Raw genomic sequence first — 19082 nt, 5'->3', positions numbered from 1 at the left:
AGGTGCGGGCAAGAACTAATCGGGCGCAGAGAGCGTCTGGGCTGTCCGCCCTCGCGGCATCAGCCTGTGGCTACAGGGTCGCGTGACTGTTTGGCTGGCCTCCATTCCTAAAAAATAGGGGTTGACGGTCGGCGAAGCGGCTGGCTCTTTGTGACCTTTTCCAACGACAAATCCCTCCCTTTCACCATGCCCATCGAGATCAAAATGCGTAAGAATGAGCCGATCGACCGTGCGCTGCGCCGCATGAAGAAGAAGCTCGAGCGTGAGAACATCATCAAGGACGTGCGCATGAAGCGCTACAACGAGAAGCCCTGCGAGCGCCGCCGCCGCAAGGAGAAGGTGATGGCCTTCACCGCCATGCTCCGCCGCAAATACGCGGAGTAAGTTCCTGTCCGATTGCCTTTCTACGACCGGCATCCCAACGGGTGCCGGTCGTTTTGCTTTTGTCGGGGTCGGGTGGCGTGCGGCTTGATTCCGGGGAAGGGCCGTGTCCTAGTGGTTGCGCCCCTGCATGAAGCCCATCGTCGCCCTCTCCAGCTGCTGGTGTTCCCAGCGCCATCAGGATGGTTACGCGATGCTGCGGGAGATCGCCGACCTGGGCTTTGAGTGGGTTGAGCTGAGCCACGGGATCAAGATTCCGCTCGTGCCCGGGGTGCTTCGGGCGGTGGAAGAGGGCGTGATCAAGGTCGCCTCGTGCCACAACTTTTGTCCGCTGCCCGCCGGGGTGAACCACGCGGCGCCGAATCTCTACCGGCCTTCGGCGGCCGATGCGCGCGAGCGCGACCAGTGGTTGCGCCAGAGCAAGCGGACCATCGACTTCGCCGCGCAGGTGAAGGCCCGGAAGGTCGTCCTGCACCTCGGTTCGGTGGAGTTCTTCTGGTTCAATCCCTCCGGAAAACTCGACGCCTACCTTGAGGCGCAGGCAGGGGCCGATCTCACGAACGATGCGACCTACCAGAAGCTGCTCGCAAAATCCCTGAAGAAAATGCGCGACCGGATGCCGCCCTATTGGGAGAACACCAAGGCTGGTCTCACGCAGCTCCTGCCCTATGCCGAGGAGAAGGGCGTGCTGCTGGGCTTCGAGAACCGCGAGGCCTTCGACGAACTGCCGCTCGACGCCGACCATCCCGACTTGATTACGGCGCTGGCGAAGCCCAACGCATGCGGCTACTGGCACGATGCCGGCCACGCGCAGATCAAGCAGGACATGGGGCTGCTCAACCACCGCGAGCATCTGGAGAAGAACGCAACCAATCTCATCGGCTTCCACCTGCACGACGTCAGCGCCGAGGGCCGCGACCATCAGCCGATCGGCTCGGGCAAGATTGATTTCGAGATGATCAGCAGTTTTTGGCGCCCCGAGCACACACTCGTGCTGGAGTTCAGCCCGCGCTTGACGACCGAGCAGGTGCTGGCCTCTAAGGCGCGGGTCGAGGAACTGCTGGCGAAACGGTTCGGGAAGTAGGTCCGGTCTGAGTCCGGACGCTGAATACGTTACGGCATCGCGATAGACCGGTCAAAGACCGGCCCTACTGTTCCCGCGCTTGACGAAGGTCGTTTCGTGGATGGCTTGGGCGGCCTATGGCATGGCTCAAGACCAGCATCGGACGGCTTCGCGTGATCGGCTTCTGGGAAGGGGTATCCTTCCTGGTGCTCCTCGGCATCGCCATGCCGTTGAAATATGTCTGGGGCGAGCCCGGTGCGGTGCGCGTGGTCGGCATGGCGCACGGCCTGCTCTTCATGCTCTACGTCTGGGCGGCGATCAAAGCCGCGCTGGAACACAGCTGGAACTGGAAGCGCACGGGTCTCGTGCTGCTCGCGAGTCTGCTGCCGGCCGGGCCGTTCGTCGTGGACGCGAAACTGCTGCGCCAGCCGGCGGCGTGAGCGCCGTTCGGCGTCAGGCGGGTTGCCGAGATTCGAGCCAGCGGTGAATGCCTTGGGCCGCACGGCGGGCGTCGCACACGGCATGCACGACGAGACTCGGTCCACGCACAGAATCGCCACCGGCAAACACGCCCGGGAAGCTGGTCATCTGGTTTTCGTCCACCTTGAAGCCGCCCCATTTGTCGGTGGCGACCTGCGCCAGATCGCTATCCCCGGGGAAGGGCATCGGGTCGAAACCATAGGCCACGATCACGAGGTCGGCGGGCACTTCGAATTCAGAACCCACCACCGGCCGCGGCGAGCGACGGCCCGTGGCGTCGGGTGCACCGAGCTCCATGCGCACGCAACGCACGGCGGCCACCTGGCCGGCTGCGTCGCCCACCAACTCGACTGGGTTGGTGAGGAACTGGAACTGCGCGCCTTCCTCGAGGGCGTTGGCGTATTCCTTGCGGCTGCCGGGCATGTTGGCGAGGTCGCGGCGATAGAGACAAACCGCCCGGCGCGCACCGCTGCGCACCGCCGTGCGCAAGCAATCCATGGCGGTGTCGCCGCCCCCGAGCACGGCCACGCATTTGCCGGTCACCTCTATGGGCGTTCCCGCCATCAGCGGGGAGTCCACATTTTTCTGAATCAGAAACGACAGGGCTTCAACGATGCCCGAGAAGTTTGCGCCGGGGACGTCGAGCGGCTTCGGCTTCTGCGCGCCAATGCCGAGAAAGACGGCGTCGAACTTGTCGCGGAGGCCGGCCAGGGAGACGTCCCAGCCGATGCGCACGCCGAGGCGGAATTCGACGCCACGGCGCGCCAGCACGTCGATACGTCGCTCGACGACGGACTTCTCCAGCTTAAAGGCCGGGATGCCATTGACCAGCAGGCCGCCGGGCACGGGTTGCGCCTCGAAGACCGTGACCGCGTAGCCGAGCTTCGCGAGCTCGTCGGCGCAGGCGAGACCGCCCGGGCCGGAGCCGATGACGGCGACCTTGCGGCCGTTGGCCGGGGCGCGTCCGAAGTCCACATCGCCGCGCTGAAAGGCGTATTCGTTGATGAACCGCTCGATGGCGCCAATGGCGACCGGCTCAGAGCGCGTGTTGAGGATGCAAGCGCCTTCGCACAGCCGTTCCTGCGGGCAGACGCGCGAGCAAATTTCGGGCATGTTGCTGGTCGCCCGCGACGCGGCCGCAGCCTCAAGGAATGCGCCCTGGGCGGTGAGCGCCAGCCACTCCGGGATGCGGTTGGCTAGCGGGCAGCCCTTCATGCAAAGCGCGTCCGGACACTGGATGCATCGGGCGGCCTGGGCCAGGGCCGTCGCCTCGTCGAACTCACGGTAGATCTCGCGGAAATCCGCGATCCGCTCCGCCGCCGGACGTTTGGGCGGAGTGGCCCGGTTGATCAGCGACCAGGCGAACTTCGATTGTTGGTCGGCGGGTGAGGACATGGCGTGGCAGCCGGCGGACGGAGTCCGACCGCTCTATGATGCCGGCAAAGCGCGCCGGCGGCTCAGCGGTTATTGACGAAGCCAGCGCATGGCTTGCGCCGGCTCTGGAGCTAGCGCTTGAGCAACTCTTGGATCCAGCGGCGGTGAGGGCCGGAGAGGGTGATGCGATCGAGCTGATCCAGGGGGATCCATTCCAGCGAGTCGGACCGGGAGATTGTGGCGCGCAGCGCTGCGGTGGGTTTCACGGCGTGGATGGCCTCGGTGATGGCGAAGCGTGTGATCGCGCGGCGCTTGGTGGCGACCAGCGTGGCGGCGGTAGGTTTCACGCCGAGGTCGGAGGCCTCGGGCAGTTCGTGCAGCCCGACAAGGAGTTTGGCGGAGGCGTGTCCGCGGCGGAGCAGGAGACGGTCTCGGTCCAGGCAGAAAGTTCGTATTACGAACTTTGCCTCGATCTGCTTGGGTTTGAGTCGGGGCAGGGTCTCGGGGTCGCCGCAGCGGCGGGCGGCGCAAAATTCGGCAACGGGGCAGGTGAGGCAGAGCGGTTTCTGGCGAAAGCAGACGGTCGCGCCGAGTTCCATCATGGCCTGGTTGTGCGTGCCGGGATGCGCGCCGGGGATGAGTTCGTCGGCTAGTGGAGTAAAGTGCTTCACGGCCTCCGTGCCGTCGCGGAACTGGCGATGCTCGTTCGTGAGGCGGGCGAGGATGCGCACGACGTTGCCGTCCACGACGGCGGCGGATTCGTCAAAGCTGATGCTCGTGATGGCGGCGGCGGTGTAGGGGCCGATGCCGGGCAGCTCGCGCCACTCGGCGGGCGTGCGGGGTTTGGCGGGCGCGGCCACCCAGGCTTGGGCGAGTTTGTGCAAGTTGCGGGCGCGGGAGTAGTAGCCGAGGCCTTCCCAGAGTTTCATGACCTTCGCCTCCGGGGCCGCGGCGAGCGCGGCGAAATCGGGCAGTGCGCGCAGCCAGCGGTCAAAATAGGGCAGAACAGTAACCACCTGCGTCTGTTGCAGCATGAATTCCGACACGACCGTTTTGTAGAGCGAGGGCGAGTCGCGCCACGGGAGCCTGCGCTGATGCAGGGCATACCAACCGTGAAGGGCGCACTGAAAGGCGGCGCGGGAATTGACCAAGGATGCCGGGGAGGTTTGGGCCACAAAAAGGCACTAAAAGACACGAAAAACAGGGCAACGAAAGACTCGGCAATTTTTTGTGTGTTTTTGGGCCTTTTTGTGGCCATCTGGTTCTATGCCCAAACGGAGAGACGAAGCCGAGGAAGAGAAACCGAAGGCGCTCACCACCTACACCATCAAGCTGGACGACTCCCAGATGGAGAAACTGCGCGCCGTCGTGGCGGCCAAATATTGGGAGGAAGTCGAGGTGCCGTATGCGCGCTTTGCGTTCAAGGGGCCCAAGGTCAACGTGACCGCCTACACCAGCGGCAAGGTGCTAGTCGCCGGCAAAGAGACCGAGGACTTCGTGCAGAACATCATCGAGGCTGAGGTGACGGGCACACCCAAGCTTGGCTACGACGAGGTGCACAATCCCGAGTGGTTCGAGCCGCATGCCGGGCTCGACGAGAGCGGCAAGGGCGACTTGTTCGGCCCGGTTGTGGCGGCGACCGTCATCGCCGAGAAGCCCGCCATCGACGCCTGGCGCGCGGCCGGTGTGCGCGACAGCAAGAGCATCGAGGATTCGCAGATCCTGAAGCTCGACGAGGTCATCCGCAACACACCCGGCGTGGTGGTCGAGGTGGTCTACTGTGGGATGGCGAAATACAACGAGCTGATGCTCAAGCCGCAGGCGAACCTGAACCGCCTGCTCGCCTGGCAGCACGCGCGGGCGCTGGAGGCGGCCCTGCAGAAGAAGTGGGTCGGCCGCGGCCTGCTCGACCAGTTTTCCAAGGAACCGCTGGTGCAGCGCGAGCTGAAGAAGCGCGGGCTGGAGCGGTTCAACCTCGAGATGCGCACGAAGGCGGAATCCGATCCGGTCGTGGCCGCGGCATCGGTCGTGGCCCGCGCGGAGTTCGTGCGCCAGATGCGCGAACTCGCGCGTGAGTTTGGCGAGAAGCTCCGGTTTGGCGCCGGGGCCGACGCCAAGGCGCAGGCGGCGCAGATCATCGAGCGTTTCGGCGCCAAGGCGCTCGGACGCTTCGCCAAGCTGCACTTCCGCACAAGTTACGAAGTCGTATCGGCGGCCGGCAAACTCGACGAGCTGCCGCTGAAGATGCCGAAGGAAAAGACGGAGTGGAAGCGGTGAGGGAAGTCGCGTCGCACGGTCACGGCACCTTCTGCTCCTCGTTCATCAGCTGGCTGATGTAGTGAGTGAACTCCTCGTCCTCGCCCTCCAGCAGGCCGGGGAGTGCATCGCGGAAGTCGGCGCGGCGGACCCATTCGCGCATATAGTCCTCCCATGACTGCCACATGCGGCGGGTCTGCTTGTCCATTTCGTCCTCATAAACCAGCAGGTAGGCGCGCTCGAAGAGGGAGATCAGGATGCCGAAGATAGCGAGGCGCCGCTCCTTCTGTTCGTCGGTCAGCTCCGTCTGGGCGCCTTCGCGGCGGAGCAGGTGCAGGTCGGCGTTATCGAGGACGAGCTTGAGGAATTCCCGGTATTCGTCGGACAGGCGCTGAAAGATTTCCTCCTCCTCGTTGCGCCGCTCCTTCCGCTGCTCCCAGACGAAAGTGAGGATCGCGAGGGGCAGGCCCACGATGGTCACGAGATAGCTCAGCATTTCGAGGGTTTCGAGGAGGCTCATGACAACAATGAAGCGAGGATCCGGACCGAGGCCAGCCGCTGCCAGGTAACAATTGAGGAACGGGCGGAAGCCTCTGGTGGGTTTCGATTTGGGCGGTTCGGAGAATTGGCGCCTCCCCGCTTGCCTGCGGACTGGCCGGCCTTACAACCCTCCCATGCCCAAACGCCGCCAGCTCCGCGGATACGACCTGAAGCAGATTCAGGGCGTGACCGGCTTGATCGGGGTGGATGAGGCCGGACGCGGCGCCCTGGCCGGCCCGGTGGTGGCGGGCGCGGTGCTGGTCTCACCGGAATTTCTGGAAGGGCGTTGGGCGGTGTCGAAATCCGGCCGGGTCAACGATTCGAAGCAGCTCACGGCGAAAGAGCGCGAAGAGTTGTGGACCGAGTTCGAGGAACTCGTCGCCCAAGGGCAGATCCATGCCAACTACGGGGTCGCGACCGTGGCCGAGATCGAGACCGTCAATATCCTCGGCGCCACCAAGCTGGCGATGCGGCGCGCCCTCGGTGGCATTTATCCGCCCTCGGCCTTCGAGCTCAAGACCGAGCCCGACTTGTTTGCCAGCGAGGAGGAGAAGGCGGCGTTCCAGCCGACGGTCTTGTGCCGCGTGTTGATCGACGGGCTGCCGTTGCGGAATTTCCCGTATCCCCACGAAGGTGTGGTCAGCGGTGACGCCCGCTCGCTGTGCATCGCGATGGCTTCGATCGTCGCCAAGGTTACGCGCGACCGGATGATGGATGAGCTCGACAGACAGCACCCCGGCTACGGCTTCGCCCAGCACAAAGGCTACGGCACTGAGGAGCACCGCGACGCGATCCTCAAGCGCGGGCGCAGCCCGGTCCATCGCGACAGTTTCCTGCGCAAGCTCTTCGCCCAGCCGCGTGACCTCGAGGGGCAGCTCACGTTGTTTGGTTGAACGCGCCGCGGCTTCCCGCTTCCTTCGAATTCCCCATGGCGGTCAAAAAGCACAGCTCGCTCGACAAGGTGCTCGGCCGGCTCGACCAGCTCGACGAGCCCAACCTGCACAACCTTGTGCAGCGCCTCGCCCGCGAACGCGCGATGCTGGAGGCGGTGTTCAACACCCTGCAGGAAGGCGTGCTGGTGATTGATGTCGGCGGACTGATCGACTACGCCAACGAAGCGGCTGCTCGGCTCATAGGGCTGAAGGAGCCGGCGGCGGGCGGCAGCTTGTGGCGGCTCGTGCCCGGCTTGCACGACTCGCTGGCCGGAGCGGATAGCGACGCGCCACTCGTCACGCGCGAGTTTGAGCTGGCTTATCCGTCGCCGCGGCTGGTGCGGCTTTACATGGTGCCCTTCGCCGACGGTGAGCACGGGCCGCGCCGGGCGATCATCCTCTCCGACATCACTGCCGAGCGGAAATCCACCGCCGAGCTCATCGAGAACGAGAAAATCTCCTCCATCCTCCTGCTGGCCGCCGGCGTGGCGCATGAGCTGGGCAATCCGCTCAACTCGCTTACGATTCACCTCCAGCTGATCGACCGGAAACTCAAGAAGCTGAAGGCCTCCAAGGAGACGCGGTCGCTGGAAGATTCGATCAAGGTTTGCCGCGACGAGGTCACACGCCTCGACGGCATCATCAAAAACTTCCTCGAGGCCATCCGTCCGCGTCCGCCCGACCTCGCGGAGCTCTACCTGCCCGATCTGATCGAGGAAGTGCTGCACTTCCAGGCGCGCGAGCTCGCGGACCGCGGCATCAAAGTCGAGGGCGAGATGCCCGCCGGCACGCCAATGATCATGGCCGACCGCGATCAGTTGAAGCAGGTATTCTTCAATCTCATCAAGAACGCCATGGAGGCAATGCAGCCCGGCGGCCGGCTGAGCCTCAAGCTGCGGGCCGACGACGATTCCGTCTATGTGGCGCTCGCCGATACCGGTAGCGGCATCAAGACGGAGGATCTCGCCAAACTCTTCCAGCCCTACCACACCACCAAGGTCAGCGGCCACGGTCTCGGGCTCATGATCGTGCAGCGCATCCTGCGTGACCACGGCGGCCACGTCGGCATCGAAAGCAAGGAGGGTGTCGGCACGGTTGTGACGCTGCAATTTCCCCAAAAACACCGCCGCGTGCGGATGCTGGCGGGAGGATAAATGCTCGTGCTGTTGGAACCCCCTTCCACCGGCCTGCGCCCATTTCGGGCATGAGCCTCCCTGTTGAAATCGGCGAAACCGGAGCATCCGAACGTCGTTATCGCATGCGCAATCCGAGGGGAATATTTCTGGCAGGGATGGTTTTGTTCGTCATGGCGATGACAGTGTACGGGCTGGATCGCTTCCGCTTTGGCGTGGATTTCACCGACGAAGGCGCGCACCTCGTATGGCCGCTGCGGATCTACCTCGGGGAAAAGCCGTTCGCCGGGGAGCTCATGAATTTGGTCCGGCCCGTGGAGGTTTATCTCGCCGGGTTGTATCGGTTGAGCCCGGAGATGTCCCTCTACCAATTCCGGTTGCTGGGGTGGGGCGTGCATATCGCGGCATACCTGCTGTTCGCCGAAATGCTGTTCCGGCTGTCGGGGGCACCACTGCGCAGCCTGCTCCTGGCCGCGGTGCCGTTGTTTGTCTGCCATATGCTCGGCTTGGCGACTCCCTCCTACAACAATCTGTCGGCCGACTTTCTCCTGGTTGCTCTGGCCAGCTGGGGGCTGTCCGCCCGACCGGGAGTGGGCGGGCGGCTCTGGGGCGCACTGGGCGGTTTGGCAATGTTTGTGGCGACGATGGCTCATCCCGGGCTGGCTCTGGTGGCCGGTGCCTTGACCATGTACGAGGCAGGCCGGCAGGTGCTCAACCCAGGAGGCAGCGGCCGGAAGTTGACCGGGCAGGGTCTCGGCCTGCTGGTGTGGTCAGCGGCATGGCTGGCATACGGCGTTTCATGCTGGTGGGATGGAACCCTCGAAACTTGGCGCGAACGCATGGCGATGAGCCGGGCGCCGCTGCCTGACCACGGCAATGCCGGCGAGTTCTTCGGCCACCTGCTGCTTTATCCATTCAGCCACAGCCTGGGGATGGTGGTTGGGAGCTTGTTGCTGGTGGGTGCAGGTGCAGTCGTGATCACGCTGGGGAGGAAGAAAAGCGGGAATATGGGCGGTGGACGTGTGATGTTGGCGACGGGCATTCTCATGCTCCCGATCTATGTGTTCGCCTACGGCACCGCGGGATTGCCTCTAGGATTCACGGCCGCGGGACTACTGGCCGGCGGGTTCGCCTGCGCTTTTCCCCGCGAACCGGCTGAGGCCGGCCACGAAAATATCCGGGCACTGCTCCTCGCTTCGATGCTAGCGGCCATAACCTATGCGAGTCTGACCTATTTCTACACCTTTGAACGATCCTGGCTGTCCGGTCTGCTCGGTCTGCCGTTCGCCTTCGGGGCCGGTTTAACGATCTTGGCCGGGCGAAGCAAAGGGTGGCCCGGGGTGCTGCCGATCGGGCTGTCCGTCGCGGCCATGCTTCTGCTCTTCTGTGCCTACTCCGAACATCGCCTGGCCATCTATCGTGATGCGCCGCGGCCTCGGTTGACGGCGGTCTTCTCGCTGTCTAAGCTCCGTCACATCCGGTCCACGCCGGAACGGGTGCAGGCGATTGAAGCCTTGCACCGCACCTTGGCACCGCGCCTACGCCCGGGTGACGCCCTGCTGGCTTTCGACGACTGTCCGTTGATCTATTACCTGTTCGACGCGCGGCCAGCCTACGGGCTGGCTTGGGCGGTGCGGCGGGGCCAGAGTGAGGCGACGCTCGGGCGGCTCAATGACGAGCTCAAGGCCGGCCCGCTGCCGCGCTATGCGATTCGCGCCCTGATCGATGTGTCCGAAGCGGACTGGGCGACGGCACCGCGAATGAATTACAACAATTACCCGCTCAACGAGACCGTGCAGCGTCATTACGAGCTCGAGCAAACCATCTACCCGTTTGAGATCTGGCGCCGGCGTGATCAGAACTGAAGCGGTGGCCGCGGCTGGTGGTGTCGAACGATCTGCGCAGCCCGTCCGTGTTTTTCCTGTCCAAGGGGCGGATAGTTGGGTTTACCTGCGGTCACTCGGACCGCTTCGCGCGAACGCCGCGTTGTTTGCGGGAATAATCAGCGGACTGGCGCCTCCCATCACCACACATGCCCAGCGAGATGTTCACGCAGTTGGTGGATGCGCACTACACGCCGCTCTACCGCTTTGCCCTGAGCCTGACGAAAAGCCCGTCGGATGCAGGTGACCTCACGCAGCAGACATTTTTCATCTGGGCCAAGCAGGGTCATGCGTTGCGTGAGGTGGACAAGGCGAAGTCCTGGCTGTTCACCACGCTCTACCGGGAGTTCCTGCGCGGGCGCCGTCGGTCGGGCCGGATGAGTGCGTTGGAAGATCTCGGACCGGTCGAGGCCGATCCACCGGCACCGGAAGTCGATGTGGTCACGGGCATGGATGCCGGGCTCGTGGTTGAGGCTTTGCAGGAGGTGGACGAGACCTACCGCGTGCCGCTGACACTTTTCTACATGCAGGACCTTTCCTACAAGGAGATCGCGGAGCTGGTGGCAGTGCCGATCGGCACGGTCATGTCGCGCCTCTCCCGCGGCAAGGCGCAGCTTCGCGCCGCTTTGGCCCGCAAGGATGCGGGTACACGCGGCAAGGTGGTCTCGTTCAGCAACCCCGAAGCGAGGAAACTCTCATGAACAACGAGGAGGCAAAATTCATCCTACAGGGTTACCGGCCGAATGGTACGGACGCCAGTGATGCGACCTTCAGCGCCGCCTTGGAGCAGGCACGTAAAGATCCGGCCTTGGCCGAATGGTTGGCCAAAATGCAGGCCTTTGATGCGGCTGTGTCGGCCAAACTCACGCAGATTGACCCGCCGGCGGACCTCCGCGCCTCCATCCTGGCGGGCGGAGCGGTCACCGCTGCTATGCAAGCCGCGCGGCCCTGGTGGCGGCATCCGGCCTGGATGGCCGCGGCCGCTAGTGTGGCCATGTTCCTCGCGGTGGGCGTTGCCCTGTGGCCAAACCGGGCCGAGGCTTTGACCGACTTTGCCCTGGCCGACGCCCGGATCAGTGCGATGCACGGTGGCCATGGGCACGAAAACAATCAGTTGCAGAGGGTGCTGAACGATCCCACCACGCGCCTGGGGCAGAAACTGCCCATCCAGTTTGCCAACCTGCTGGAAACAGGTTGCCGCACGGTGAACTGCCGTGGACACGAGGTGCTGGAGCTGTGCTTCCAGCGCGACGGGGTGTGGTTTCACGCCTACATTGTCCGAAAAAGCGACTTCCCGGGCTTGGCTTCTGGATCGACCCCAACGATCACGGATCACGGTCGCGCCAGCTTGGCGGCTTGGGCCGATAATGACCATGTGGTGCTCGTGGTCAGCCGGTCCGGCCGGAAGAGTCTCGAAGCCTTATTGTGATTGCTTTGCTGAACTGAAAACAGGGCCATTTTTTACAGCCAAGTGGAAAAATTCTTGGGCAAGAAAGGCGCGTAAAAACCAACCTGTTTCGTGACTTAGGGAAACGAGTCGTCAAAAGCGGGACACCCCGTCGCAAAGTCGTTTTTACAGGGAAAAATGCGACTTGTCGGAGTCGTGGCGTTGGCCTTTTTGCGGGCTCACCTGCGACATGAAACGACTCTTCACACGACTTCTCCTTCTGGGCTTCGTCCTTGGTTTTACAATCAAGGCCGCGGCGGACGACCGTTGGGAAACCCTCCGCGCCATCAACTGGGTGGAGAATCCGACCAACCATACGCGAACCGGTCGTTTTGGTGAACTCGGACCCTATCAATTCCGTCCTACCACTTGGCGCATGCACACCAAGCGGCCGTTCAGCCAAGCGGTTCAACGCGAGGCGGCGGATGAGGTGGCCGTGAAACACTACGAGTGGATCAAGGGCAACTTGGAGAGGGCGGGCGTGGATGCTTCCCCTTTCAACATCGCGATGGCTTGGAACAGCGGCGTGAACAACGTGCTCAAGGGCCGCGTGCCGACGGTGAGCTACGACTACGCCACCCGGGTCACGAATCTGGTGCAGACCTTCAAGCATCGGGCCGATACGGCCGTGGCGTCGTCCCTGGCTCCTAAACAGCAGCAGCCCAAGCTGGCGGCGATCTCCCTGGAGAATGCGACCGTCAATTTTGCGGTGGCGCACAATTCTCCGAGATTCGAGTTGGTGCTGCCAGTGGAGCCCGAGGTGCCCGTGGTTTACACCGAGCGGGAGCCTGCGGCCGTGGCCGTCAATGAACCGGTTCACGTCTTCAGTTTCACCACCGCGGCCACGCTGACCCCGCGTTTCAGCCTTTGAGCGTCACAAACGCTCGCCATAGACAAAACGCCGCCCTCCGGGGCGGCGTTTTGCTTTCAAGGTCTTGGCTTTTGCAGCACTACTCCAGAAACGAGGTCTGCTTCGGCGCCTTGCCGCCCTCGGGCATCGGCGGCGTGCTGAGGTGGCGTGGCGGTTTGGCGACGCGGGAGGCGACGGCAGCTTCGCGGTCGGCGACGATGCGTTCGCAAATCTTCTCAATCTGGAGATGCAGCCAGTGGGTGGTCGGACTGTTTTCGGAGTAGTCAGCCGGCCCGTAATGGTCGATGCGGCCGGTTTGGCGCAGACGGTCGTTCTGCTCGAATTCGGCGCGAACGGCGGGATTGTAAACGGCGTAGGTCTTGCCGCCTCCCTTTTTGACGACGGAAAAGCTCGGCACATCGCTGGGGCCATCCGCGATGTAGATCATGTTTTGGATCGGAATGCGGCGGTCCTCGGGGGTGACCTTGGCGTTCACGTCAATCGCGGGATTGCGGTTGGTACCCTTGTTGATCTCGAAAATGGCGCGCGTCTTGGTCGTATTGTCGATCATCACGCCGATCTGCGCGATCTCGGCGGCAGCCTCGAGGCCGAGTTCCTTCTGTTTGAGGAAACCCGGTTGCAGCGGATTTTCGATGAATTCGCAGGCCCACACGGCGTCGATGTAGGGCGCCAATGCGCTGCCGCGGATCATCTCGGCGAGGCCGGTGCTCACCACGTAGTGCTCGAGTTGGAGCTCGTGCTTCGCGTATTCCGGCTTGGCCTTCACCCAGGCGCGGGATGACTCGAAGAACTTTGGCAGGCCGGGGTAGAACTCAATCTCACGGCCGCAGTCACGCAGCACCTGATTGTTTAGTCCGGCCATCTTGCCAGACAGCACGTAGGTCAACAGGTGGTTGAGGTAGCTGATTTCGGGCGAGATATTGTAGCCGCGTTTCTTGTAGTTGCCCGCGAGCGCATTGGTCTCAGTCCAGAATGTGGCTTCATCTATGCCATAACGCCGGAACAGCGGCGCCTGCATGTAGGCCGGGATCAAAGTCTTGTCAAAGTCCCAGACACAGGCGATGATGTTCTGAGTGAAGAGGGTCGAGGCCATCAAAGAGGTTTTCCATTAGCCGGCGTTACGCCGGCTTGATTGGCCGTTGATAAAGCCGCCGCTCGCGGCTTGTGCAATTCGCAATTTCCCCTCCGTCTCCCTTCGTCCGCATGGATCAGCTTCCTTCGATCACTCCGTTTCAGCGCCGCCTCGATGAACTCGATGCGCAGATGGCGGAGCCTACCTTCTACACCAACTCGCGGAAAGCCGCCGACATCACGCGCGAGCAACAGGCATTGCGGCAGTTGGTGGAAAACTACCGCACGCATGAGCGGCTGGGGGCGGATTTGGCGGAACACGCCCGTCTGATCAAGGACCCCAAGGCTGATCCCGAGCTGCGGGCACTGGCGGAGCAGGAAATCCCTGAGATGGAGAACCGGCGTGACGCACTCCGGCAGGCGGTGCTGCTGGCGATGATTCCGCCGGAGCCATCGGACTCGCGCAATACGGTCTTCGAGATCCGCGCCGGCACCGGCGGGGATGAAGCCAGTTTGTTTGCCGCCGAACTCTACCGCCTCTACACAAAATACGCCGAAGGACGCGGCTGGAGAATCCAGCCGATGAGTTCGAGCCCGTCTGAGCGTGGCGGATTGAAGGAGGTCATTTTCCTCATCACCGGCCAGCAGGTTTACAAGCAGCTGAAATACGAGAGCGGCGTGCATCGGGTGCAGCGGATTCCCGTCACCGAGGCCAACGGTCGCATCCACACCTCCACGATCACGGTAGCCGTGCTGCCGGAGGCCGAGGAGGTGGACGTGCAGATCGATCCGCAGGATATCGAGATCAGCGTGATGCGGGCCAGCGGACCCGGCGGCCAGGGGGTGAACACGACGGACTCGGCGGTGCGCATCGTGCACAAGCCGACGGGGCTGATGGTCTATTGCGCCGACGGCCGCTCGCAGCAGAAGAACAAGGCGCAGGCAATGGCCGTGCTGCGTTCGCGGCTCCTCAAGCAGAAGGAGGAGGAGGAGCAGGCCAAGTATGCCGCGCAGCGCCGCAACCAGATCGGCACGGGCGGGCGCAGCGAGCGCATCCGCACCTACAATTTTCCGCAGAACCGCGTGACGGACCACCGCATCGGGCTCACTCTTTACAGCCTGCCCTCGGTGATGGAGGGCAATCTTGATCCGGTGATCGAGGCGTTGCAGCGGGCCGACTTCGAGGAAAAGCTGGCCGAACTCACGGGCGGCCCCGTGCCTTCCCGCGTGCGCGCCGGCGGCGATGACGACTGAGCCGATGCTGTCCGTCCTCGAAATCATCAAGCGCACGACCGAGTTTTTCGACAAACGCGGTGTGGAGAGCGCGCGCCTGAATGCCGAGTTGCTCATCGGGCATGCGCTGGGGCTGAAACGCATGCAGCTTTACCTGCAGTTCGAACGGCCGCTGACCGAGGCCGAGCTGGAGCTGATCCGCCCACTCGTGAAAAGGCGTGGCGCACGCGAGCCGCTCCAATACATTCTCGGCGCGACGGAGTTCTGCGGCCTGAAACTTAAGGTGGACCGGCGCGCGCTCATTCCGCGACCGGAGACGGAGTATCTTGTCGAGTTAGTGGGTGAAAAACTGACTACAGCGCCCAAGGCGGTTCTTGATCTGGGCACCGGCACGGGGGCGCTGGCGCTGGCGTTGGCGGTCAAATACCCGGCTTCTTGCGTCACGGCCGTGGACAATAGCGCCGAGGCGCTGACCTTGGCGGGCGAAAACACCCAAGCCCTTGGGCTCGCCGCACGCGTGCGTCTGCTGGCTTCGGATTGGTTTTCCGCCCTGGTGGCTGCGGAGAAATTCGACCTGATTGTGGCGAATCCTCCCTACCTGACCGATGCCGAAGTGGCGGAAGCCACGCCCGAGGTGCGCGAGCATGAGCCGCGTGCCGCCCTCGTGGCGGCGGAGGAGGGGAGGGCGGACCTGGAGCGCATTTTCCATCAGGCGCGCGGCTTTCTCAATGCCGGCGGCCTGCTGGCCTGCGAGACGGGCATCGCACAGCATGCGCGTCTGGCCGCCGTGGCGAGGGAGTGCGGCTATGCGCGCACGGAGTCGTTGCGCGACCTGACCGGACGGGACCGCTACCTGTTAGCCTTTGTGTAAGGCAACCGGCGAAGGCGTCTCGGCCGAGATCAGCGAGCCGCTGTCCAGCCTCAGGGCATCGCCCACGACGCGCAGCGTCTCGCGCAGATGCACGTCGAACTTGGCGCGGGCATCGTCTTCCTCTGCGTCGGTGTCGCCCTCGTCGAGATTGGGTGCGGGCGCGAGACCGGCGGCCTCGGCCTTGATCACGGAGTCGAGTTTGATTTCACGCGAGACGTAGTTGTTCTGCGCCAGGCGCTCGGCCTCGGCCTTCATGGCTTTCTTGAACTCCTCGTCGGCCTGCTTGGTGGCGAGGCGTTGGTCGAGGTTGAGCGAGACGGTCTTCTGTTCCTGCTTCTCGCGGAACCAGTCGATGTTCTTCTTGAGGTAGACGAATTCCTCCAGCGAATCCTGGCGGCCGCGGCTGGCCTCGAGCAGGGGCTGCACAAAGGTCTGGTCAAGGGCCTTGCCCGTAAAGGCGCTCGGGCTGATCTCATCCCACACGAGGGCGCGGGGCAGGGTGCCTTCGCCGATGGGGAGGAAGTCGTCGATCGAGGGCAGGGTGATGTCGGGGGTCACGCCTTTCTTCTGCGTGGAGGCGCCGTTGGGCAGGTAGAACTTGCGCACGGTCAGCTTCGCTGCGCCGGTGTTGCCTACATCCTGGCTCAAGCGGGGCAGGAAATTCTTCATTTCCAGCACGGCCTGGACGGTGCCCTTGCCGTGTGTGGAGCTGTCGCCGATGATGACGGCACGGCCGTAGTTTTGCAGTGCGCCGGCGAAGATTTCGGAGGCGGAAGCGCTGAAGCGCGAGGTCAGCACGGCGAGCGGGCCGTCGTAGGCAATGTTGCTGTCGGTGTCGCTGTCCACGGATACCTGTCCCTGGAAGTCGCGTTCCTGCACGACGGGGCCGGTCTTGATGAACAGACCGGTGAGGTTGACCGCCTCGGTCAGGAGGCCGCCGCCGTTGCGGCGCAGGTCGATGACGAGGGCTTTGATCCCCTCGGTCTTCAGTTTGGCGACCAGTTCGGCGACATCCTGCGAGGCGGTGTTGCGCACGTCCTCGGGCGCAGCGTCCTCGGGCGAACCGTCGTAAAACGAGTGCAGCGCGATGACGCCGACGGGGATGGTTTCGCCGGTGTTGGCGCCGGGCAGTTCGTAGATGGTGGCGCTGGCGCGGGCGGAGTTGAGCTTGATCACGTCGCGCACGATGTGGACCTGCTTGGTTTGCGAGGCGTCGGATGCATCGCGAGGGAGGACGGTCAGGGTAACTTTGGTGCCCTTGGCTCCGCGGATCATGTCCACGATGCGGCGAAGCTTCATGCCGATGACCTCAATGGGCTCGGCGCCCTCCTGCTGCACGGCAACGATCTTGTCGTTGACCTTGATCTGGCCGCTGGTGAAAGCGGGGCCGCCGGCGACCACCTCGCGGACGATGCAGTAGCCGTCTTCCTCGATGCCGAGCACGGCACCGATGCCGACGAGCGAGAGCTTCATCTGGATGCTGAAGTCCTGGTAAGTATCGGCAGAGAAATAGTCGGAGTGCGGATCATACATCCGCGTGAGGCTGGTGAGAAAGGTCTCCTGAATGTCAGAGGTCTCGGTGTCGCCCATGTTTTTCAGCATGCGCTCATAGCGCTTGCGCAGGGTGGTCTTGGCCTCGTCCACGGTCTTCTTGGCAACCACGTCGTGGAGCATTTCGTATTTCAGGCGCTTGCGCCACAGGTCATCAGCGTCAGCGGCGCTGGCCGGGAAAGGGCTCTTGCTGCGGTCGGGCGTGTAGGATTCGTCGGCGGTGAACTCGAAGCTTCCGGGCAGCTGCTCGAAGATCCAGGAAATCCGGGCCTGAACGCGCTGTTCATAGACCTTGTAGATGTCGAAGGCCGCGTCGATATTGCCAAGGTAGGCCAGATCGGTCTCGAGGCGCGGGCCGTATTGACGGCGGAAGGCCTGCTCGTCGGTTTGCAGGAAAAAAAGTCGCTGTGGATCGAGTTCCTCCATGTAGCGCGTCACGATGTCCGCATATTCGGTTGGGCTGACCCCGTCCTTGTTGTAGTGAAAATGCTCGAGCATCTGCACGAGAGTGCGGGTCTCGAGACGCATCAGCGGGGTGGTCTTGAGCTCGCGATCCGGGGCCGCCGACAGGATGGCGGTGAGCGAGAAGACAAGGAAGGTGCTGGTCAGAAAGGAGCGAAGGCGTGGATTCACGGGCTTTGTGGGGAACGGTGACTGAAAATTAGTAGCGAAGCGGGAGGAAATGTTTCGGAAATTGTGATGATCGGTCTCTGGAGGGTGGGCGGACGCCTATCTTTTGCTCAGCAGATCCTTGGCGTCGTCGAGCGTTTGCTTCTCCTCATCCGTGAGAGCGGCAAAGCCCACGCTGTTGATCTTGTCGAGGATCCGGTCCACGTCGGCCTTGAGGGCATAGGGATCGCGGGCGGGGCGGGAAACAGCGGGTTCGGACGGGGCCGGCCGGGCTTTGCCGGCGTTTTTGATCCAAGCGGGCAGTGAAAACCCCGGGGCTCGATCCCAACCGTTGTTGGCGTGGAAGAAACGGAAATAGAGCCAGCCGGTGGCCATGCCACCCAAATGGGCCGAGGCGGCATAGCCCATGAGCAAATCCGAGCCCGGAAGTTCGACAAACAGCAGCAACAGCGTGTCAATCACGGCCAGGCCATAGACGAGCTGCATCGGACGAACGGTCAGGGTGAACAGAAAGAACGGCATGAAACTCATACGCTGATCCTCGTAAAGCCGGGCTAGCACCACGAGAAGAGCCATGAGTCCGGCGCTCGGACCGATGTGTGTACCGCCTTGGTTCCAGTGGACCGCCAGCCAAGCCATGCCGCCAACCACCAACGCCGCGGCGAAGAGGAGCACGAAGCGGCGGGCTTCGAGTTGTGGCTCCAGTTCACGTCCCAGAAGAATCAGCATCAAAAGACTGAAAATGATGTGCAGAGGAAATCCGGTGCTGTGCAGCAGGCCGTGCGTGAGCAAGGTCCAGACTTGGGCCTGTTCCAGGCTGCGCACGGTCAGGCGCAGCGCATCGGGCATCGTGTGACTCGCCCCAAACCACGGCAGCAACAGCAGGGATTGAAGCACGAAGACCGCGACCATGGCCGCGACCATCCACACCAAAGCCGTCGTGCGCGGCCGGGGATAGTCGCTGCGCGTGTAAAAGCGGTCGGAGGGCATCGGGGCCAACTTACTTGCGAAGGGTAGCAATACAAGCCCGCGCGCAGGACGGAGCCGCCCGCGGTTTTGCCATGCTCCCGCTTGACAGTCCTCCGAATTCCCCTTGATTCACGCGAACCATGGCCAACAAAGCAGACAAGTGGAAAGACAACGCCGCAGGTAAGTTTTACGTGGACCAGCAGTGCATCGACTGCGACCTCTGCCGTGAGACGGCTCCGGCTTTCTTCAAACGTCAGGAGGAGGGCGGCTACTCCTTCGTGCACAATCAGCCCACGACCGAGGAAGAGGTCCAGCAGTGCATGGAAGCCCTCGAAGGCTGTCCGGTTGAGGCCATCGGCAACGACGGCGATCAATAACTTGGAGCGGCACGCTCCTT

19 protein-coding genes are annotated in these 19082 nt (G+C 63.2%); 13 read left to right on the top strand and 6 right to left on the bottom strand.

The annotated features are described in order from the left end of the window. Positions 1 to 186: 186 nt before the first annotated feature. The 3 genes from rpsU to ESB00_RS14115 all read left to right on the top strand — a co-directional run bounded on the left by rpsU (position 187) and on the right by ESB00_RS14115 (position 1884). Positions 187 to 384, top strand: a complete 198-nt coding sequence (gene rpsU, locus ESB00_RS14125) for a 30S ribosomal protein S21 (protein WP_129048437.1) — start codon at positions 187 to 189, stop codon at positions 382 to 384. Positions 385 to 511: 127 nt separating this feature from the next. Further along, the gene (locus tag ESB00_RS14120; protein WP_246026495.1) at positions 512 to 1465 is read left to right on the top strand and encodes a sugar phosphate isomerase/epimerase family protein; all 954 of its coding nucleotides are present in this window, start codon (positions 512 to 514) and stop codon (positions 1463 to 1465) included. Positions 1466 to 1581: 116 nt separating this feature from the next. Then, positions 1582 to 1884, top strand: coding sequence for a DUF3817 domain-containing protein (locus ESB00_RS14115; RefSeq protein ID WP_129048436.1), 303 nt, complete (start codon positions 1582 to 1584; stop codon positions 1882 to 1884). Positions 1885 to 1897: 13 nt separating this feature from the next. Here ESB00_RS14115 and ESB00_RS14110 read toward each other — a convergent pair whose 3' ends face one another. Both ESB00_RS14110 and ESB00_RS14105 read right to left on the bottom strand, forming a co-directional pair. Continuing rightward, positions 1898 to 3319 (bottom strand): NAD(P)-dependent oxidoreductase, encoded by a 1422-nt coding sequence (locus ESB00_RS14110; protein ID WP_129048435.1) that lies wholly within the window; start codon positions 3317 to 3319, stop codon positions 1898 to 1900. Positions 3320 to 3429: 110 nt separating this feature from the next. Then, entirely contained in the window at positions 3430 to 4449 is a 1020-nt protein-coding gene (locus ESB00_RS14105) for an A/G-specific adenine glycosylase (RefSeq protein ID WP_246026494.1), read from the bottom strand. Positions 4450 to 4564: 115 nt separating this feature from the next. Here ESB00_RS14105 and rnhC point away from each other — a divergent pair, with 115 nt between their 5' ends. Continuing rightward, positions 4565 to 5575 carry a ribonuclease HIII gene (rnhC, locus tag ESB00_RS14100; RefSeq protein WP_129048433.1) on the top strand — a complete coding sequence of 337 codons (1011 nt, stop codon included), beginning with the start codon at positions 4565 to 4567 and terminating at the stop codon, positions 5573 to 5575. Between the two features lie 19 nt (positions 5576 to 5594). On the opposite strand, the gene ESB00_RS14095 is transcribed toward rnhC, so the two are convergent. Next, the gene (locus ESB00_RS14095; protein ID WP_129048432.1) at positions 5595 to 6074 is read right to left on the bottom strand and encodes a hypothetical protein; all 480 of its coding nucleotides are present in this window, start codon (positions 6072 to 6074) and stop codon (positions 5595 to 5597) included. Positions 6075 to 6228: 154 nt separating this feature from the next. On the opposite strand from ESB00_RS14095, the gene ESB00_RS14090 reads away from it, so the two are divergent. From ESB00_RS14090 to ESB00_RS14065, 6 genes are all read left to right on the top strand, one after another. Next, complete coding sequence (locus tag ESB00_RS14090; RefSeq protein WP_129048431.1) at positions 6229 to 6987, top strand: ribonuclease HII; 759 nt, start codon at positions 6229 to 6231, stop codon at positions 6985 to 6987. Positions 6988 to 7022: 35 nt separating this feature from the next. After that, the gene (locus tag ESB00_RS14085; protein WP_129048430.1) at positions 7023 to 8180 is read left to right on the top strand and encodes a two-component system sensor histidine kinase NtrB; all 1158 of its coding nucleotides are present in this window, start codon (positions 7023 to 7025) and stop codon (positions 8178 to 8180) included. 50 nt (positions 8181 to 8230) lie between these two features. After that, positions 8231 to 10024: a hypothetical protein gene (locus tag ESB00_RS14080; RefSeq protein ID WP_129048429.1), complete on the top strand. Its 1794-nt coding sequence runs from the start codon at positions 8231 to 8233 to the stop codon at positions 10022 to 10024. 167 nt (positions 10025 to 10191) lie between these two features. Next, complete coding sequence (locus ESB00_RS14075) at positions 10192 to 10743, top strand: RNA polymerase sigma factor (protein ID WP_129048428.1); 552 nt, start codon at positions 10192 to 10194, stop codon at positions 10741 to 10743. Continuing rightward, on the top strand, positions 10740 to 11471 hold the full coding sequence (locus ESB00_RS14070; protein WP_129048427.1) for a DUF3379 family protein: 732 nt from the start codon (positions 10740 to 10742) through the stop codon (positions 11469 to 11471). The genes ESB00_RS14075 and ESB00_RS14070 overlap by 4 nt, the downstream gene beginning before the upstream one ends. 208 nt (positions 11472 to 11679) lie before the next feature. Further along, positions 11680 to 12360 carry a hypothetical protein gene (locus ESB00_RS14065; protein WP_129048426.1) on the top strand — a complete coding sequence of 227 codons (681 nt, stop codon included), beginning with the start codon at positions 11680 to 11682 and terminating at the stop codon, positions 12358 to 12360. A 79-nt stretch (positions 12361 to 12439) separates the two neighbouring features. On the opposite strand, the gene ESB00_RS14060 is transcribed toward ESB00_RS14065, so the two are convergent. Beyond that, entirely contained in the window at positions 12440 to 13453 is a 1014-nt protein-coding gene (locus ESB00_RS14060) for a haloacid dehalogenase-like hydrolase (RefSeq protein ID WP_129048425.1), read from the bottom strand. Between the two features lie 110 nt (positions 13454 to 13563). Here ESB00_RS14060 and prfA point away from each other — a divergent pair, with 110 nt between their 5' ends. Both prfA and prmC read left to right on the top strand, forming a co-directional pair. After that, positions 13564 to 14685 carry a peptide chain release factor 1 gene (prfA, locus tag ESB00_RS14055; protein ID WP_129048424.1) on the top strand — a complete coding sequence of 374 codons (1122 nt, stop codon included), beginning with the start codon at positions 13564 to 13566 and terminating at the stop codon, positions 14683 to 14685. 4 nt (positions 14686 to 14689) lie between these two features. Beyond that, on the top strand, positions 14690 to 15535 hold the full coding sequence (gene prmC, locus ESB00_RS14050) for a peptide chain release factor N(5)-glutamine methyltransferase (protein WP_129048423.1): 846 nt from the start codon (positions 14690 to 14692) through the stop codon (positions 15533 to 15535). Here the strand turns inward: prmC and ESB00_RS14045 are convergent. Both ESB00_RS14045 and ESB00_RS14040 read right to left on the bottom strand, forming a co-directional pair. Then, positions 15521 to 17719 carry a carboxy terminal-processing peptidase gene (locus ESB00_RS14045; protein WP_129048422.1) on the bottom strand — a complete coding sequence of 733 codons (2199 nt, stop codon included), beginning with the start codon at positions 17717 to 17719 and terminating at the stop codon, positions 15521 to 15523. The two genes, prmC and ESB00_RS14045, sit on opposite strands and share 15 nt — an antisense overlap. 96 nt (positions 17720 to 17815) lie before the next feature. Further along, complete coding sequence (locus tag ESB00_RS14040; protein WP_129048421.1) at positions 17816 to 18706, bottom strand: rhomboid family intramembrane serine protease; 891 nt, start codon at positions 18704 to 18706, stop codon at positions 17816 to 17818. 119 nt (positions 18707 to 18825) lie between these two features. Between ESB00_RS14040 and ESB00_RS14035 the strand changes: the two genes are divergently transcribed. Then, positions 18826 to 19062 (top strand): ferredoxin, encoded by a 237-nt coding sequence (locus tag ESB00_RS14035; RefSeq protein WP_129048420.1) that lies wholly within the window; start codon positions 18826 to 18828, stop codon positions 19060 to 19062. The last annotated feature ends 20 nt before the right edge of the window (positions 19063 to 19082 follow it).

It is taken from the genome of Oleiharenicola lentus (genome assembly GCF_004118375.1).
GTDB classification, from domain to species: Bacteria; Verrucomicrobiota; Verrucomicrobiia; order Opitutales; family Opitutaceae; genus Lacunisphaera; species Lacunisphaera lenta.
The sequence above is the reverse complement of the archived record's forward strand: the minus strand, read 5'-3'. Positions and strand labels throughout refer to the sequence as shown.

Bases quoted from the DNA above. Each gene is read 5' to 3' on its own strand.
- rpsU (WP_129048437.1), top strand. From the start codon at position 187: ATGCCCATCGAGATCAAAATGCGTAAGAATGAGCCGATCGACCGTGCG.
- ESB00_RS14120 (WP_246026495.1), top strand. From the start codon at position 512: ATGAAGCCCATCGTCGCCCTCTCCAGCTGCTGGTGTTCCCAGCGCCAT.
- ESB00_RS14115 (WP_129048436.1), top strand. From the start codon at position 1,582: ATGGCATGGCTCAAGACCAGCATCGGACGGCTTCGCGTGATCGGCTTC.
- ESB00_RS14110 (WP_129048435.1), bottom strand. From the start codon at position 3,319: ATGTCCTCACCCGCCGACCAACAATCGAAGTTCGCCTGGTCGCTGATC.
- rnhC (WP_129048433.1), top strand. From the start codon at position 4,565: ATGCCCAAACGGAGAGACGAAGCCGAGGAAGAGAAACCGAAGGCGCTC.
- ESB00_RS14095 (WP_129048432.1), bottom strand. From the start codon at position 6,074: ATGAGCCTCCTCGAAACCCTCGAAATGCTGAGCTATCTCGTGACCATC.
- ESB00_RS14090 (WP_129048431.1), top strand. From the start codon at position 6,229: ATGCCCAAACGCCGCCAGCTCCGCGGATACGACCTGAAGCAGATTCAG.
- ESB00_RS14085 (WP_129048430.1), top strand. From the start codon at position 7,023: ATGGCGGTCAAAAAGCACAGCTCGCTCGACAAGGTGCTCGGCCGGCTC.
- ESB00_RS14080 (WP_129048429.1), top strand. From the start codon at position 8,231: ATGAGCCTCCCTGTTGAAATCGGCGAAACCGGAGCATCCGAACGTCGT.
- ESB00_RS14075 (WP_129048428.1), top strand. From the start codon at position 10,192: ATGCCCAGCGAGATGTTCACGCAGTTGGTGGATGCGCACTACACGCCG.
- ESB00_RS14070 (WP_129048427.1), top strand. From the start codon at position 10,740: ATGAACAACGAGGAGGCAAAATTCATCCTACAGGGTTACCGGCCGAAT.
- ESB00_RS14065 (WP_129048426.1), top strand. From the start codon at position 11,680: ATGAAACGACTCTTCACACGACTTCTCCTTCTGGGCTTCGTCCTTGGT.
- ESB00_RS14060 (WP_129048425.1), bottom strand. From the start codon at position 13,453: ATGGCCTCGACCCTCTTCACTCAGAACATCATCGCCTGTGTCTGGGAC.
- prfA (WP_129048424.1), top strand. From the start codon at position 13,564: ATGGATCAGCTTCCTTCGATCACTCCGTTTCAGCGCCGCCTCGATGAA.
- prmC (WP_129048423.1), top strand. From the start codon at position 14,690: ATGCTGTCCGTCCTCGAAATCATCAAGCGCACGACCGAGTTTTTCGAC.
- ESB00_RS14040 (WP_129048421.1), bottom strand. From the start codon at position 18,706: ATGCCCTCCGACCGCTTTTACACGCGCAGCGACTATCCCCGGCCGCGC.
- ESB00_RS14035 (WP_129048420.1), top strand. From the start codon at position 18,826: ATGGCCAACAAAGCAGACAAGTGGAAAGACAACGCCGCAGGTAAGTTT.